A 14,825-nucleotide genomic window follows, 5' to 3' on the forward strand; every position below is an offset into this window, starting at 1 on the left:
GGGGACGGTCCCGCGCGTCCGGCCCCGGGGCGGCGGCGTCGCGTCAGTGCTGGCCGCGGCCGGTCAGGAAGCCCAGCAGGTCCTGCCGGGTGACGATGCCCTGCGGCTTGCCCTCGACCAGCACGACGGCCGCGTCGGCCTTCTCCAGCACGGTCATCAGGTTGGTGACGGTCTCGCCCGAGCCGACCACCGGCAGCGGCTTGGACATCACCTTGTCCAGCGTGTCGGTCAGCTCGATGTCCTTCGCGAAGATGCCCTCCAGCAGCAGCTTCTCCACCACCGAGCCGATCACCTCGCCGGCCATGATGTCCGGGTGGCCGGCGCCCGGGGAGACCACCGGCATCTGCGAGACGCCGTACTCGCGCAGCACCCGGACCGCCTCGGCGACCGTCTCGTTCGGGTGCATGTGGACGAACTGCGGGACGCCGCCCTGCTCGATGGACTCCTTGCGGGCCAGCACCTCGCCGATGTGCGCCTCGTCGGTGGAGGAGGGCAGGAAGCCGTAGTCGGCCATCCAGTCGTCGTTGAAGATCTTCGACAGGTAGCCGCGGCCGCCGTCCGGCAGCAGCACCACCACGACGTCGTCCGGCCCCAGCTTCCGGGCCACCTCCAGCGCGGCCACCACGGCCATGCCGCAGGAGCCGCCGACCAGCAGACCCTCCTCCTTGGCCAGGCGGCGGGTCATCTGGAAGGAGTCCTTGTCGGAGACGGCGACGATCTCGTCCGCGACGTCGCGGTCGTAGGCGGTCGGCCAGAAGTCCTCACCGACGCCCTCGACCAGGTACGGCCGGCCGGTGCCGCCCGAGTAGACCGAGCCCTCCGGGTCGGCGCCGATCACCTTGACCCTGCCGCCGGAGGCGTCCTTCAGGTAGTTGCCGGTGCCGGAGATGGTGCCGCCGGTGCCGACGCCGGCCACGAAGTGGGTGATCTTCCCCTCGGTCTGCTCCCACAGCTCCGGACCGGTGGAGTGGTAGTGCGAGGCCGGGTTGTCCGGGTTGGAGTACTGGTCCGGCTTCCAGGCGTTCGGGGTCTCCCGGACGAGCCGGTCGGAGACGTTGTAGTAGGAGTCCGGGTGCTCCGGGGCGACGGCGGTCGGACAGACGACCACCTCGGCGCCGTACGCGCGCAGGGTGTTGATCTTGTCCGTGGAGACCTTGTCCGGACAGACGAAGATGCACTTGTAGCCCTTCTGCTGGGCCACGATCGCCAGGCCGACACCGGTGTTGCCGGAGGTCGGCTCGACGATGGTGCCGCCGGGCTTGAGGGCGCCCGAGGCCTCGGCGGCCTCGATCATGCGCATCGCGATGCGGTCCTTGACCGAGCCACCGGGGTTGAAGTACTCGACCTTCGCCAGCACTGTCGCGCTGATGCCCTCGGTGACCTTGTTCAGCTTGACCAGGGGCGTGTTGCCGACCAGGTCGATGATCGAATTGTGGTACCGCACGGGGGTCCTCCCGGTCTGTGGGCATGCGAGTGCTTCGGTACTGCAAAGCGTAGGGCGTGACACCCGCCCCGTGGCCCCCTGCTTCCCCCCTGCCCCGATGCCCCGCCCCCGGCACCGATCCCCCACCCCGCCCCCTCCTCACCGACGGCCCACCTCCGCCGGTACTCCCGCCCTCCACGGAGCGCGCCACCCACCCCACCGTCCCCACCCCCACCCCCTCCTCACCAATGGCCCACCTCCGCCGGTACTCCCGCCCTCCGCGCGGGTAGAAGCCGGGTACGGCCGGAGGGGTCGGCAGGGAGCACGCGAAGGGGGCACCGCCATGCCAGGGGCACAGGACTCGCGGGCGCGGGTCGCCCGCCGGATCGCCACCGCCGCGGCGTACGGCGGCGGCGGGCTCGGTCTGCTCGGGGTGGGCCTGGTCGGCCTGCTGCTGACCGAGAGCAAGCTCGCCGTCCAGGCCATCGGCGTGCTGGAGACGCAGCCGCCCAAGGCCGACGGCGTCTACGGCGAGGCCTTCGCCGACCGCACCGCCGCCCCGTCGGCCCCGCTCGTGCTGGCCGTGCTCGGCGACTCCACCGGCGCCGGCCTCGGCGTGGCCCGGGCCGGCGAGACCCCCGGCGCGCTGCTCGCCGCCGGCCTCGCCTCGGTGGCCGAGCGCCCCGTCCGGCTGGTCAACGTGGCCCGTTCCGGCGGCCGCTCCGCCGACCTCTCCGGCCAGCTGGAGCAGGCGCTGCGGCACCGCCCGGACATCGCGGTGATCATGGTCGGCGCCAACGACGTGACCCGGCACAGCCCGGCCCAGCTGGCCGTCCGCCAGCTGGGCGAGGCCGTCGCCGCACTGCGCGCCAACGGCTGCGAGGTGGTCGTGGGCACCTGTCCCGACCTCGGGACGATCAAGCCGGTGCGCCCGCCGTTGCGCTGGGTCGCCCGGCGGCTGAGCCGGCAGCTGGCGGCCGCGCAGACCATCGCGGTGGTCGAGGCGGGCGGCCGGACGGTCTCGCTCGGCTCGCTGCTGGGCCCGGAGTTCGCCGCCCGCCCGGAGATGTTCGCCGCCGACCGCTACCACCCGTCCGCCCAGGGCTACGCGACGGCCGCGATGGCCGTGCTGCCTTCGGTCTGCGCCGCACTCGGCCTCTGGCCGCAGGAGGAGCCCGCGGCCGCGACCGTCCCGGGCACCGCGGTGCTGCCGGTCGCGGTGGCCGCCGCCGCCGCGGCCGGGCGGGAGGGCACCGAGGTGGCGGCCGTCCCGGCGGAGGGCGCGAGCCGCCGCTGGGCCCAGCTCAGACACCGGCTGCGGATCGGGCTGCCCCGCCCGGAGAACGGGAAGGAGGCCGGTACGGCCCCGGGGAATACGTCGGCCAGCTCACACGCTGGGGCCGGTGACGCCTGATCTACCAGGCGGTAACTTTCCTCCCGGACGTCAGGTCCGCCGTCACCCAGCGAGGAGCCCGCCATGCCCGAAGCCGTCATCGTCAGCGCCGCCCGTTCGCCGATCGGCCGGGCGTTCAAGGGCTCGCTCAAGGACGTCCGCCCGGACGACCTGACCGCCCACATCGTCCAGGCCGCCCTCGCCAAGGTCCCCCAGCTCGACCCGCGCCAGATCGACGACCTGATGCTGGGCTGCGGCCTGCCCGGCGGCGAGCAGGGCCACAACCTGGCCCGCATCGTGGCCGTCCAGATGGGGATGGACTACCTGCCCGGTGCCACCATCACCCGCTACTGCTCCTCCTCGCTCCAGACCACGCGGATGGCCCTGCACGCGATCAAGGCGGGCGAGGGCGACGTCTTCGTCTCGGCCGGAGTCGAGACCGTCTCGCGCAGCGTGAACGGCACCTCGGACGGCCTGCCGGGCACCATGAACCCGATCTTCGACGAGGCCCAGGCCCGCACCAAGCAGCGCGCGGAGCAGGGCACGGGAGAAGCGGGCTGGCACGACCCGCGCGAGGACGGGCTGCTGCCGGACGCCTACATCGCGATGGGCCAGACCGCCGAGAACCTGGCGGCGCTCAAGGGCATCACCCGCGCCGAGCAGGACGAGTTCGGCGTCCGCTCGCAGAACCTCGCCGAGGCCGCCATCAAGGCCGGCTTCTGGGAGCGCGAGATCACCCCGGTGACGCTCCCGGACGGCACCGTGGTCAGCGCCGACGACGGCCCGCGCGCCGGTGTCACCCTGGAGGGCGTGGCCGGCCTGAAGCCGGTGTTCCGCCCCGACGGCACCGTTACCGCCGGTAACTGCTGCCCGCTGAACGACGGCGCCGCGGCACTGGTCATCATGTCCGACACCAAGGCCCGCGAACTGGGCATCACCCCGCTCGCCCGGGTGGTCTCCACCGGCGTCAGCGCGCTCTCCCCCGAGATCATGGGCTACGGCCCGGTCGAGGCCTCCCAGCAGGCGCTGCGGCGGGCCGGCCTGACCATCGACGACATCGACCTGGTCGAGATCAACGAGGCCTTCGCGGCCCAGGTGATCCCCTCCTACCGGGACTTGGGCGTCGACCTGGACAAGCTGAACGTCAACGGCGGCGCCATCGCCGTCGGCCACCCCTTCGGCATGACGGGCGCCCGGATCACCACCACGCTGATCAACTCCCTCCAGTGGCACGACAAGCAGTTCGGTCTGGAGACCATGTGCGTCGGCGGCGGCCAGGGCATGGCGATGGTCATCGAGCGCCTCAGCTGACCCCTGCGGGCGCCGTCCGAAGGGTCTGGACCACCCATTTGGAGTGACGCAGCGTAATTGAGGGCCGGATCACACCGCGAGGTCGATCCGGCCCTCATTTCTTTCGTTTTCGGCCCGGAAATCGACACTGCGGAGCGGATCAACTCCACTGTGTAGAACGGTGTTACCTAACAATTTGGGGACAAGAGCGAAAGTCCAGGAGGAATTGGACATTCGCCACTGCGGTAACAGCCCAAGATGCGGCAGTGTGGACACGTAACCCCGTTCCGCTCCTCGCTAGGAGTACGTTCCGTGAGCGCCGTCTACACCATCCTGCTGCTGATCCTGATCACCGTGTCGACCGCCGTGCTGCTCCACCTCCGCGGACTCTCCCGCCGACTGGACGCGCAGGCCGCGGCCCCCACCGCGCCCGCCCCGGTGGACGAGGCCGCGATACGCCGGGCCGTCACCGAGGCGCTCGCCGCCGACCGCGAACGGGAGATCACCGAGGCCCGGGCGTTCTGGGCCGAGCAGGAGGCCCGCGCGGCCGAGGACGCGCCGCTGCTCGACTCCCCGTTCACCGGCGCGTTCTCCGGGACCGAGGAGTGGCCGCTCTTCTTCCCCCGCCCCACCGGCCCCCAGGACGCCGTCGACAACGCCGGGACGATGGACCCGGAGTTCGGCGAGGCGCTGCGCTCCGCGCTGGAGGACCTGATCAACGAGGGCGGCGCCGCCGCGGTCGAGCCGGGCGCCGACGGCGGTGTGCCGCTGCGCCCCGGCCACCCGGTCGGCGAGACCAAGGACGCCCGGGCCCGCCGGGAGGCCGACCTGCTGGCCACCGGCCTGGAGGCCGGGCTGCTGGACGCCGAACCGGCCGTCGAGGAGGCCCCGGTCGCCGCGCCCGACCCGCGCCGCCACCCCTCGCACCCCGACTTCGTTCCCAGCCAGGCGCCGTCCCGGGAGTGGACCGACAGCCGGCTGGCCGCGCTCGCCGAGGAGGCCGTCGCCCTGGTCGACGTCCGCCCGGGCCCGCTGGGCACCCTGGACGTGTACGCCTTCGCCGACGGCACCACCCTCTGCGTGGCCCCGGGCGACCGGGAGGCCGCCTACCGGCTGATCGACGCCGTCCGCGCCGGTGAGCACGTCCGGCTGCTCGGCGGCTCGCGCTTCTCCGGCTCGTACTCGCTGACCTTCTCCACCGACGAGGAGACCGTCTACGTGCTCGCCGACCGGGTGGTCGCCAGCATCTGACACCAGCTCACCGGATCATCAGCGCGCCGAAGGCCGGCCGGGTCAAGGGGTTACCGACCCGGCCGGCCTTCGGTGTATCCGCATCCGTCCGCACGCGTCCGCGACCTTCCGCATCCCTCCGCCCGCGCCCGCGCCCGTCCGCGCCGCAGCGGCTCAGCCGCAGAGCGCCGTCGTCTCCCGGACCGCCGCCACCGCGTCGGCCGTCAACTCGGCCGCCGCCACCGGCCCGTCCGGCAGCGCCACCCGCGCACCCCTCGGCAGCCCCGCGAGCGCGGCCGCCAGGTCGTGCCCGGCGACGGCCAGCTGGTCGCCCACCGCGAAGGCCCCGGCGTCCGGGAGCTCCCGCCACGGCTCGCCCTCCACCGCCAGCGCCAGCCCGGCCAGTCGCCGGGCCAGCGCCAACCCGGCCGCGGCCCGGGAGGCGTGCCCGGGCACGGCGCCCAGCAGCCTGCTCTGCGGCAGCGAGCGGAAACGATCCGCCAGTTTGTCGACGGCTTCGACCAGGGACTCCACGTCATGCATGGACAGGAGCGTATGCGAAAGCCGCCGGGCCCCGGAGCGAGTGCTCCGGGGCCCGGCGGCAGTGGTCCACAGCGGGGGGACGGTCAGTCGTCGCCGCGCAGGATCGCGATCAGCCGCAGCATCTCCATGTAGATCCAGACCAGCGACAGCGTCAGCCCGAAGGCGGCCCGCCAGGACTCGCGCTGCGGCGCGCCCTGGGCGATGGCCGTCTCGATCTCGTGGAAGTCCAGCGACAGGAAGAAGGCGCCCAGGCCGATGCCGACCAGGCCGACCACGATGCCCAGCGGGCCGGAGCGCAGCCCCATGTCCGCGCCGAAGGCCATCGCGATCATGTTGACCAGCATCAGCAGCACGAAGCCGAGGGCGATCGCGATGCCGATCCGGGCGTACCGCGCGGTGACCCGGATCCTGCCGCTCTTGTAGGCGAACAGCATCGCCGCGAAGACCGCCGCCGTGCCCAGCACCGCCTGGATCACGATGCCGTTCAGCACCGTGTTGAAGGCGTGCGAGATGGCGCCCATCGCGAAGCCCTGGAGGGCCGCGTAGGTGAGGATCAGCGGCGGGCTGACACTCTGCTTGAAGGAGATCACCAGGCCGACGACCAGGGCGACCAGGCTGGCGCCGACCGCGTAGCCGTAGTTCTCGAACGGCAGCGTGAACCACGCCACCGCACCGGCCGCGACGAGCGTCAGCAGCGTCATGGCGGTGCGGGCGACCACGTCGTCCAGCGTCATCCGCCCGGTGGCCGCCGGGCCGGCGGACGGCCCGTTGTACATCTGGTACAGCTGCTCGTCGGTCAGCGGAGCCTGGCCCTGCGGCTGCTGGGCGTAGGGCGTGCCCGCGTAGGGGTTCTGACCGTAGGGGTTCTGGCCGTACGGGCTCCCGGCCTGCGCGGAGGTACCGAACCCCGCGTAGCCGGCGTCGCGGGTGAAGGACCCCTCCCGCGAGAAGACCGGGTTGCTGCTTCTCATTGCTCATTCCCTCCGTGGCGGCACTGCACCGTCCATTGCACAAGGGTAATGGCTTGGCAAAAATTCCGGGATACGCCGCGAGGAGGATCCGGTGAACGGCGTCCGGCGGGGACGCCGTCGTGCGCCCCCGCCGGGAATCGGTGCCCGGAGCCGGACTCGAACCGGCACGGCCTCGCGGCCAAGCAGTTTTAAGCTGCCCGTGTCTGCGTTCCACCATCCGGGCGTCTGCGAAACCACCCTGAGCCTAGTCGCCCGACTCACTCTTTCGCATGTTCCCTGCCCGGGAAGTTGTCATGTTTGCTTGCCATCTGACGAACTGTCCGGAATTCGGCCACGAAGGATATCCGTTCCGGCCATCCGCCCGCCTCAGGGTTCACGTCATACCGCAGGAGGATGGGCCCACCCCCTCCGTACGCCCAGCGGCGGTAGGCCCAACCGTCCGGCGGAGCGACGCAGGACCATGATCACGTCGCGGACCATGGAGGTACAAGTCCGCTAGCCCGAGGAGCACCCCGTGACCACGTCGACCGCAACCGCCGTCCACACCGGCCTGGCGGCCGCCCGAGCCATCGGCCTGAACAAGGTCTACGGGGAGGGGGAGACCCGCGTCGTCGCCCTCGACAACGTCAGCGTGACCTTCCCGCAGGGCGAGTTCACCGCGATCATGGGCCCCTCCGGCTCCGGCAAGTCGACCCTGATGCACTGCATGGCCGGCCTCGACACCGTCACCTCCGGCTCCTCCACCATCGGCGACACCGAACTCGTCGGCCTCAAGGACAAGCAGCTCACCCAGCTGCGCCGCGACCACATCGGCTTCATCTTCCAGGCCTTCAACCTGCTCCCCACGCTGACCGCCCTGGAGAACATCACCCTGCCGATGGACATCGCGGGCCGCAAGGTCGACAAGGCCTGGCTGGACCGCGTCGTCGACACCGTGGGCCTGTCCGGCCGCCTCAGCCACCGCCCCTCCCAGCTCTCCGGCGGCCAGCAGCAGCGCGTCGCCTGCGCCCGCGCGCTGGCCGGCAAGCCCGACATCATCTTCGCCGACGAGCCCACCGGGAACCTCGACTCCCGCTCCGGCGCCGAGATCCTCTCCTTCCTGCGCAACTCGGTGCGCGAGCTCGGCCAGACCGTCGTCATGGTCACCCACGACCCGGTCGCCGCCTCCTACGCCGACCGCGTCGTCTTCCTCGCCGACGGCCGCATCGTCGACGAGCTGCACCAGCCCACCGCAGACACCGTCCTGGACCGCATGCGCCGCTTCGACGCCAAGGGCCGCACCAGCTGACGCCGCCGCAGTCCGCCCACCGACCCTCCCCAGGACACCTCATGTATCGCACCGCACTGCGCAACGTGCTGGCCCACAAGGGCCGGCTGCTGATGACGGCGCTGGCCGTCATGCTCGGCACCGCCTTCGTGGCGGGCACCATGGTCTTCTCCGACACCTTCGGCAAGGCCATGCGGGACAGCAACTCCAAGAGCTACTCGGACGTCTCCGTCCAGGTCGTGGACCGCGCCGCCGGCTCCGCCGCCTCGGCCAAGCAGAAGAGCGAGGGCGGCACAGCGACGCTCACCGACGCCACCGTCCAGCAACTGGCCGCCCTGCCGGGCACCGCCGAGGCCCGCGGCGTGGTGAGCGGCTTCACCGGCGTCGCCGACCGCAAGGGCGAGCTGATCGGCCAGTTCTGGGCCGCCAAGGGCGCCAACTTCGCGCCCGGCCAGGACGGCAAGGACCCGCGCTACCCGATGGCCGAGGGCCAGGGGCCCAAGAACGCCAAGGAGGTCGCGCTCGACCGCAGGACCGCCGACAAGGCGGGCTACAAGGTCGGCGACACCGTCCGGGTCGCCGCCAACGGCCCGGTCGTCGAGGCGAAGCTCACCGGCGTCTTCACCACCGACGACCCGGTGGTGAACACCGGCGGCACGCTCACCCTGTTCGACAAGGCCACCGCCCAGCAGACCCTGCTGGAGCCCGGCCGCTACAGCAGCATCGTGCTCACCGCCAAGCCCGGCACCAGCCAGGACGCGCTGCTCGCCCAGGCCCGGCCCAAGGTGCCCTCCGGCAACCAGTTCGACGTCGAGACCGGTGACAAGCTCAAGGCCGACGAGCAGGAGATGATCACCAAGGGCACCAGCAACATGCGCACCATGCTCCTGGCCTTCGCCTTCATCTCGCTCTTCGTCGGCATCTTCATCATCGCCAACACCTTCACCATGCTGGTCGCCCAGCGCACCAAGGAGCTGGCCCTGCTGCGCGCCATCGGCGCCAGCCGCAAGCAGGTCACCCGGTCCGTGCTGATCGAGGCCCTGCTGATCGGCACCGCCTCCGCCGTGGCCGGCCTGCTCGCCGGCATCGGGATCGGCGCCGGGATGCAGTCGCTGATCGGCGCGATGGACGAGAACATGCCGAACGGCTCGCTGGTGGTCAAGCCGCTCACCGTCGTGGTGACGGTCGTGGTCGGCATCCTGGTGACGGTCCTGTCCGCCCTGCTGCCCGCCATGCGCGCCGCCCGGATCGCCCCGGTGGCCGCGATGAGCAGCGGCGACCAGCCGGCCTCGCAGAAGAGCCTGGTGGTCCGCAACACGATCGGTTCGGTGCTCACCGGCGGCGGCCTCGTCCTGATCGCCTACGGCGCGTCCACCGGCAACGCCAACGGCCGGATGCCGGTCGCCCTGGGCGCCTTCCTGGCCCTGATCGGCGTGTTCGTCCTGCTGCCACTGCTCTCCCGCCCGGTGGTCGCACTGGTCGGCCCGCTGCTGCGCGGCCTCGGCGGCACCCCGGGCAAGCTCGCCCAGCAGAACGCCGTGCGCAACCCGCGCCGCACCGCGGCCACCGCCGCCGCGCTGACCATCGGCCTGACCCTGGTCACCGGCCTCACCGTGATCGGCGCCTCGGTGTCCGACACCATCGACCGGGCCGTCACCAGCTCGATGAAGGCCGACTACATCGTCGGGGCCGCCAACGGGATGAGCCTGTCCGAGCAGGTGCCCGCCCAGATCGCCAAGGCCCCCGGGGTGGCCGCCTCCTCGGCGATGACGACCTCGTACTGGCAGCTCAACGGCACCACCAAGGCGGTCACCGGCGTGGACGCCGCCGTCCTCGACCAGCTCGCGGACGTCAAGCTGACCAGCGGCTCGACCGCGGGCTTCGGCAAGGGCCAGCTGCTGGTCGACGAGGACGTCGCCAAGAAGCTGAACGTCACCGCCGGCTCGGAGCTGAACGTGTCCTTCCCCGACGACTCCACCGGCCGGCTCACCGTCGGCGGCGTGTACCAGAAGGGCGGCATGCTCGGCCCGGTCCTGCTGGCCAACAGCGAGGTCGCCAAGCACGAGCCCAAGCCGTTCATCGCCGATGTCCTGGTCAAGGGCAAGGACGGCGCCACCGGCGGCCTCAAGCAGGCGATCAAGGACGCCACCGGCGCCAACCCGGTGATCGACGTCAAGTCCAAGCAGGACGTCCGGGACGAGTTCAGCCAGACCATCACCTTCGCGCTGAACCTGATGTACGGCCTGCTGGGGATGGCGGTGCTGATCGCGATCCTGGGCGTGGTCAACACGCTGGCGATGTCGGTCTTCGAGCGCAAGCGCGAGATCGGGATGCTGCGGGCGATCGGCCTGGACCGCGGCGGCATCAAGCGGATGGTCCGGCTGGAGTCGGTGGTGATCTCCCTGTTCGGCGCCGGCATCGGCCTGCTGCTCGGCTGCTTCATCGCCTGGGCGATCAACGGCACCCTGAAGTCCAGCCTGGCCGGCCTGACCACCGTCCTGCCGTACGGCCAGCTGGCGCTGTTCCTGGTGCTGGCCGGGGTGGTCGGCCTGGTGGCCGCGATCTGGCCGGCCCGCCGGGCCTCCAAGCTGGACATCCTGTCGAGCATCAAGACCGACTGACCGGTCGCCGGAACGAGGAAGGTCCCCCGCCGGGGTTCCGGCGGGGGACCTTCCCACTTCTGTACTCCGCCCGGTCGCACGGCCGGCTGAGCACCACGGAGGTCGTGGTCCGGCGACACTGCCGGGCGGAGAGCCTCCGACTCATACCCCGGTGCTCCCACACCGGGGCCTCAGTCGCTTACTTGCTGGCGAGTTCCTTGTCGGCGGCCGGCTTGGCGGCCTCGACGGGCTTGGTGGGCGGAGTGACCTCCTGGATCGGCAGCTGCGGCTTCTCCATCTGGGCGAGGCCGACCATCTCGCGCTTGAGGAACATCGCGAGCGTCCAGTCGGTGAAGACGCGGACCTTGCGGTTGAAGGTCGGCACCATCGCACCGTGGTACAGGCGGTGGAACCACCAGGCCGGACGGCCCTTCAGCTTGTACTTGCCGAAGAGGATCGCCACGCCCTTGTGCAGGCCGAGACCGGCGACCGCACCGAGGTTCTTGTGCTTGTACTCCTTCTGCGGGAAGCCGCGCATGCCGGAGATCACGTTGTCGCCGAGGACGACGGCCTGACGGCAGGCGTGCTGCGCGTTCGGCGGGCACCAGGCGCCCTCGCCGGCGGCGAGGTCCGGCACCTGGGCGTTGTCGCCGGCGGCCCAGACGTAGTCGAAGCCCTGGACCTGGAGGGTCGGCGCGGTGTCGACGTGGCCGCGCGGGCCCAGCGGCAGGCCGAACTCGGACAGCACCGGGTTCGGCTTCACGCCGGCCGTCCACACGATGGTGGAGGCGTCCATCTCCATGCCGTTCTTCAGCATGACGTGGCCGTCGACGCAGGAGTCCATCGAGGTCTCGATGTAGACCTCGATCTTCCGCTCCTCAAGCTTCTCCTTGGTCCACAGACCGAGGTCCGGGCCCATCTCGGGGAGGATGCGGTTGGCCGCCTCGACGACGACGAAGCGCATGTCGTCGCGGCTGACGGTCTTGTACAGCTTGGCCGCGTCGCGGGCCATGTCCTCGATCTCGGCAACGGTCTCGATGCCGGCGAAGCCACCGCCGATGACGACGAAGGTCAGGGCCTTGCGGCGGACCTCCTCGTCCGTGGTGGACTCGGCCTTGTCGAGCTGGGCCATGACGTGGTTGCGGAGGCCGATGGCCTCCTCGACCGTCTTCATGCCGATGCCGTTCTCCGCCAGACCCGGGATCGGGAAGGTGCGGGAGACCGAGCCGGTCGCGACGACCAGGTACTCGAAGGGCAGCTCGTAGCTGTCGCCGGCCGCCGGCTGGATGGTGGCGACCTTGCGGGCGTGGTCGATACCGGTGACGGACCCGGTCAGCACCTCCGCCTGCTTGAGGGTCTTGCGCAGCGGCGCGACGAGGTTGCGGGGCGCGACGTTGCCGCCGGCCGCCTCGGGGAGGAAGGGCAGGTACGTCATGTACGACCGCGGGTCGACGACCGTGACGGTCGCTTCGCCGTAACGCATCTTCTTGAGGATGCGCATCGCGGCATACAGGCCGACGTAACCACCGCCGACAATGAGGATGCGAGGACGCTCCGTGGTGCTCATATCCGAAAGTATCCAGCACCGTCCGGAGCAGCCTTCGTGAGCCCGGTCACAAGTTGACGGACCCTCTGTGCTACACTCCGCGGCCGCAAAATCCGGCCCGGCGCGGGGGTCCGCACCCCGGGGCGGCACCGCGCGAACGCGCGCCGGAGCACCACCGGCCTGAGCAGCAACGATCCGTACGGCGCCCGGGTTCCCGCGCGTGATTTCGATTTTCAAACCTCATGCGAGGCCTGACCTGCGATCCCATGGGCCACCCCGTCCACGGGCCTTCGGTCCCACATTTCGGACGTAGCGGGCGAGCCAATGCAACGATTGACCGTATCGCCATGTGAAGAAATTCACGAACTTTCCCGCGCACCCGGGGCGCGACACGGCCCCGACCCCCCGAAAGGGGTGCCGGGGCCGGTCCGGGCAAGCCCTGGAAGGGGTCAGGAGGCGATGCCCCAGGCGATGCCGTCGAGGATGTCGTGCTCGCTCACGACCAGCTCGTCGGCGCCGGTGCGCTCCATGATCTCCAGCAGCTCCAGCGCCCCGGCCGCGATCACGTCCACCCGGCCCGGGTGCATCGACGGGATGGCCGCGCGCTCGGCGTGGGTGGCGGCCAGCAGCTCGTGGGCGATCTCGGCGACCCGCTCCCGGCTGACCCGCGAGTGGTGGATCGCCGCCGAGTCGTAGCCGGGCAGGCCCTGGGCGATCGCCGACACCGTGGTGACCGTCCCGGCCAGACCCACCAGGGTGGCCGCGCCGGTCAGCGGGACGACCTCCTCGGCCCGGTCCAGCTCGGCGCGCACGTGCGCCCGGGCGGCCTCGATCTGCTCCGCGGAGGGCAGTTCGGCGTCTGCGAAGTAGCGCTCGGTGAGCCGCACGCAGCCGATGTTCACCGAGCGCGCCGCCCGCACGTCGTCCGTGCCGAGCACGAACTCGGTGGAACCGCCGCCGAGGTCGAACACCAGGTACGGACCGGGGAACTGACCGCCCGCCAGCTCCTTGGTGGCGCCCACGAAGGACAGGTGCGCCTCCTCCTCGCCGCTCACCACCTCGGGCTCGACGCCCAGGACGTCCCGCACGCCCTTGACGTACTCGTCGCTGTTCTCGGCGTCCCGGGAGGCGCTGGTGGCGACGAAGCGGACCCGCTCGGGGCCTACGCCGTAGCCGGAGATGATCTCCTGGTACTCCCGGCAGGCCGCGAAGGTGCGGGCCAGCGCGTCCGGGTGCAGCCGGCCGGTCTGGTCCACGCCCTGGCCCAGCCGGTTGACGATCATCCGGCGGTCCAGGTCGGTGATCTCCCCGGTCTCCGGGTCGAGGTCGGCGACCAGCAGGCGGATGGAGTTGGTGCCGCAGTCGATCGCGGCCACGCGGGTCATGGTCACTCCGACTCCCGCCCAGCCGCCTCCGCCGCCGAGTCCGCCGCCGCGGCCTCCTCGGCGGCGCGCTTCTTCGCGGCGCGCTCGGCGCTCTTGCGCGCCTTCTCGGCGATCACCGCCTCGTGGTCCTGCTCCTTGGCGCGGTTGCGGGCGACCCGCTCACCGGCGGCCTCGACCTCGGCCGGGGAGACGCACGGGCCCTTGGCCCACCAGTCCTCCAGCATGCCGATCGCCTCGTCGCCGAGCGGGTTGACGCCCTCGCCGGCCGCCAACGAGTGGCCGACCAGCACGTGCAGGCACTTCACCCGGTCCGGCATGCCGCCGGCGCTCGGGAAGCCCTCCAGCACCTCGATCGCGTCGCGCCGGGCGATGTAGTCCTCGTGCGCCTTCTGGTAGGCCGCGGCCAGCTCCGGGTCCTCGGCGAGCCGGGCGGTCTGCTCCTTCATCACGCCCTCCGCCTCCAGGGTGCCGATCAGCGAGGCGGCCTTGGGGCAGGTCAGGTAGTAGAGCGTGGGGAACGGCGTGCCGTCCGGGAGCCGGGGGGCCGTCTCCACGACGTCCGGGTTGCCGCAGGGGCAGCGGTGCGCCACGCCGCGCAGGCCGCGCGGCACCCGGCCGAGCTGGGCGGCGATGGCCGCGACGTCGGCGTCGGAGACGGTGGGGTGGTTCTCAGTGGTCATGGGGGGAGGTGTCTCCAACGGAGGACGGTGGGAGCGGAAGGGGGTGGGCGGGGGCCGCCGCGGCGGTGTCGGCGGCGTCCACCGAGTCCCAGATGCTGGTGTACCAGGGCTTGGCGGCCTTCGCCGAACCGCCGGCGGCGGGGGTGGCGGGCGCGGAGGGCCGGGCGGCCTGACCGGCCGGGTCCACCGCGATGTACGGGGTCTCCCCCGGCACCGCGTAGTGCAGCCGGGCGCGGGCCTGCGCCTTGACGTACTCCGGGTCCTGCCAGCGGGCCTTCTCCCGGCGCAACTGCTCGACCTGCTGGCGCGCGTGGTCGGCCTTCGCCCGCTGGGCGGAGATCTCGGCGCGCTGGGAGATGAACTGCCGCGTCGGGTAGGCGAGGATCGCCACCAGCGAGCAGAGCACCAGGACGAGGACGGTCGCCCGGCTCGTGAACCGGGGCCGGGCCGCCAAGCCCGGGATCCTCCAGCCAGCCATCTCCCGTATCCCCTCCTGG

11 protein-coding genes, 1 tRNA gene and 1 pseudogene are annotated in these 14,825 nt (G+C 71.7%); 5 read left to right on the plus strand and 8 right to left on the minus strand.

The window, feature by feature from the left end; all coding sequences use genetic code 11:
* Nucleotides 1-43: 43 nt before the first annotated feature.
* A complete protein-coding gene (locus tag ACZ55U_RS11145) occupies nt 44-1,444 on the minus strand; it encodes a cystathionine beta-synthase (RefSeq protein WP_465524820.1) in 1,401 nt (466 codons plus the stop codon).
* Between the two features lie 322 nt (nt 1,445-1,766).
* Here ACZ55U_RS11145 and ACZ55U_RS11150 point away from each other — a divergent pair, with 322 nt between their 5' ends.
* From ACZ55U_RS11150 to ACZ55U_RS11160, 3 genes are all read left to right on the plus strand, one after another.
* On the plus strand, nt 1,767-2,837 hold the full coding sequence (locus ACZ55U_RS11150; protein ID WP_465524822.1) for an SGNH/GDSL hydrolase family protein: 1,071 nt from the start codon (nt 1,767-1,769) through the stop codon (nt 2,835-2,837).
* A gap of 63 nt (nt 2,838-2,900) precedes the next feature.
* Nucleotides 2,901-4,127 carry an acetyl-CoA C-acetyltransferase gene (locus tag ACZ55U_RS11155; protein WP_465524824.1) on the plus strand — a complete coding sequence of 409 codons (1,227 nt, stop codon included), beginning with the start codon at nt 2,901-2,903 and terminating at the stop codon, nt 4,125-4,127.
* A gap of 291 nt (nt 4,128-4,418) precedes the next feature.
* Nucleotides 4,419-5,357: a hypothetical protein gene (locus tag ACZ55U_RS11160; RefSeq protein ID WP_465524826.1), complete on the plus strand. Its 939-nt coding sequence runs from the start codon at nt 4,419-4,421 to the stop codon at nt 5,355-5,357.
* A gap of 153 nt (nt 5,358-5,510) precedes the next feature.
* On the opposite strand, the gene ACZ55U_RS11165 is transcribed toward ACZ55U_RS11160, so the two are convergent.
* The 3 genes from ACZ55U_RS11165 to ACZ55U_RS11175 form a co-directional block, all read right to left on the minus strand.
* Nucleotides 5,511-5,879 carry a hypothetical protein gene (locus tag ACZ55U_RS11165; protein ID WP_465524828.1) on the minus strand — a complete coding sequence of 123 codons (369 nt, stop codon included), beginning with the start codon at nt 5,877-5,879 and terminating at the stop codon, nt 5,511-5,513.
* Nucleotides 5,880-5,962: 83 nt separating this feature from the next.
* Complete coding sequence (locus tag ACZ55U_RS11170; RefSeq protein ID WP_465524830.1) at nt 5,963-6,850, minus strand: Bax inhibitor-1/YccA family protein; 888 nt, start codon at nt 6,848-6,850, stop codon at nt 5,963-5,965.
* A 141-nt stretch (nt 6,851-6,991) separates the two neighbouring features.
* Nucleotides 6,992-7,073, minus strand: a tRNA-Leu gene (locus tag ACZ55U_RS11175).
* Nucleotides 7,074-7,364: 291 nt separating this feature from the next.
* Here ACZ55U_RS11175 and ACZ55U_RS11180 point away from each other — a divergent pair.
* Both ACZ55U_RS11180 and ACZ55U_RS11185 read left to right on the plus strand, forming a co-directional pair.
* Nucleotides 7,365-8,138 carry an ABC transporter ATP-binding protein gene (locus tag ACZ55U_RS11180; protein WP_465524832.1) on the plus strand — a complete coding sequence of 258 codons (774 nt, stop codon included), beginning with the start codon at nt 7,365-7,367 and terminating at the stop codon, nt 8,136-8,138.
* Nucleotides 8,139-8,179: 41 nt separating this feature from the next.
* Nucleotides 8,180-10,738: an ABC transporter permease gene (locus ACZ55U_RS11185; RefSeq protein ID WP_465524834.1), complete on the plus strand. Its 2,559-nt coding sequence runs from the start codon at nt 8,180-8,182 to the stop codon at nt 10,736-10,738.
* 178 nt (nt 10,739-10,916) lie between these two features.
* On the opposite strand, the gene ACZ55U_RS11190 is transcribed toward ACZ55U_RS11185, so the two are convergent.
* The 4 genes and pseudogenes from ACZ55U_RS11190 to ACZ55U_RS11205 form a co-directional block, all read right to left on the minus strand.
* Nucleotides 10,917-12,284 carry an NAD(P)/FAD-dependent oxidoreductase gene (locus ACZ55U_RS11190; protein ID WP_465524836.1) on the minus strand — a complete coding sequence of 456 codons (1,368 nt, stop codon included), beginning with the start codon at nt 12,282-12,284 and terminating at the stop codon, nt 10,917-10,919.
* Between the two features lie 428 nt (nt 12,285-12,712).
* Nucleotides 12,713-13,648, minus strand: a complete 936-nt coding sequence (locus ACZ55U_RS11195; protein WP_465524911.1) for a Ppx/GppA phosphatase family protein — start codon at nt 13,646-13,648, stop codon at nt 12,713-12,715.
* Between the two features lie 170 nt (nt 13,649-13,818).
* Nucleotides 13,819-14,346, minus strand: a pseudogene (locus ACZ55U_RS11200) (DUF501 domain-containing protein); the annotation flags it as partial.
* Entirely contained in the window at nt 14,318-14,806 is a 489-nt protein-coding gene (locus ACZ55U_RS11205) for an FtsB family cell division protein (RefSeq protein WP_465524838.1), read from the minus strand. The pseudogene ACZ55U_RS11200 and the gene ACZ55U_RS11205, both read right to left, overlap by 29 nt.
* Nucleotides 14,807-14,825: the final 19 nt, after the last annotated feature.

It is taken from the genome of Kitasatospora sp. NPDC034533 (assembly GCF_055575155.1).

Bases quoted from the DNA above. Each gene is read 5' to 3' on its own strand.
- ACZ55U_RS11170 (WP_465524830.1), bottom strand. From the start codon at position 6,850: ATGAGAAGCAGCAACCCGGTCTTCTCGCGGGAGGGGTCCTTCACCCGC.
- ACZ55U_RS11205 (WP_465524838.1), bottom strand. From the start codon at position 14,806: ATGGCTGGCTGGAGGATCCCGGGCTTGGCGGCCCGGCCCCGGTTCACG.
- ACZ55U_RS11165 (WP_465524828.1), bottom strand. From the start codon at position 5,879: ATGCATGACGTGGAGTCCCTGGTCGAAGCCGTCGACAAACTGGCGGAT.
- ACZ55U_RS11195 (WP_465524911.1), bottom strand. From the start codon at position 13,648: ATGACCCGCGTGGCCGCGATCGACTGCGGCACCAACTCCATCCGCCTG.
- ACZ55U_RS11185 (WP_465524834.1), top strand. From the start codon at position 8,180: ATGTATCGCACCGCACTGCGCAACGTGCTGGCCCACAAGGGCCGGCTG.
- ACZ55U_RS11190 (WP_465524836.1), bottom strand. From the start codon at position 12,284: ATGAGCACCACGGAGCGTCCTCGCATCCTCATTGTCGGCGGTGGTTAC.
- ACZ55U_RS11150 (WP_465524822.1), top strand. From the start codon at position 1,767: ATGCCAGGGGCACAGGACTCGCGGGCGCGGGTCGCCCGCCGGATCGCC.
- ACZ55U_RS11155 (WP_465524824.1), top strand. From the start codon at position 2,901: ATGCCCGAAGCCGTCATCGTCAGCGCCGCCCGTTCGCCGATCGGCCGG.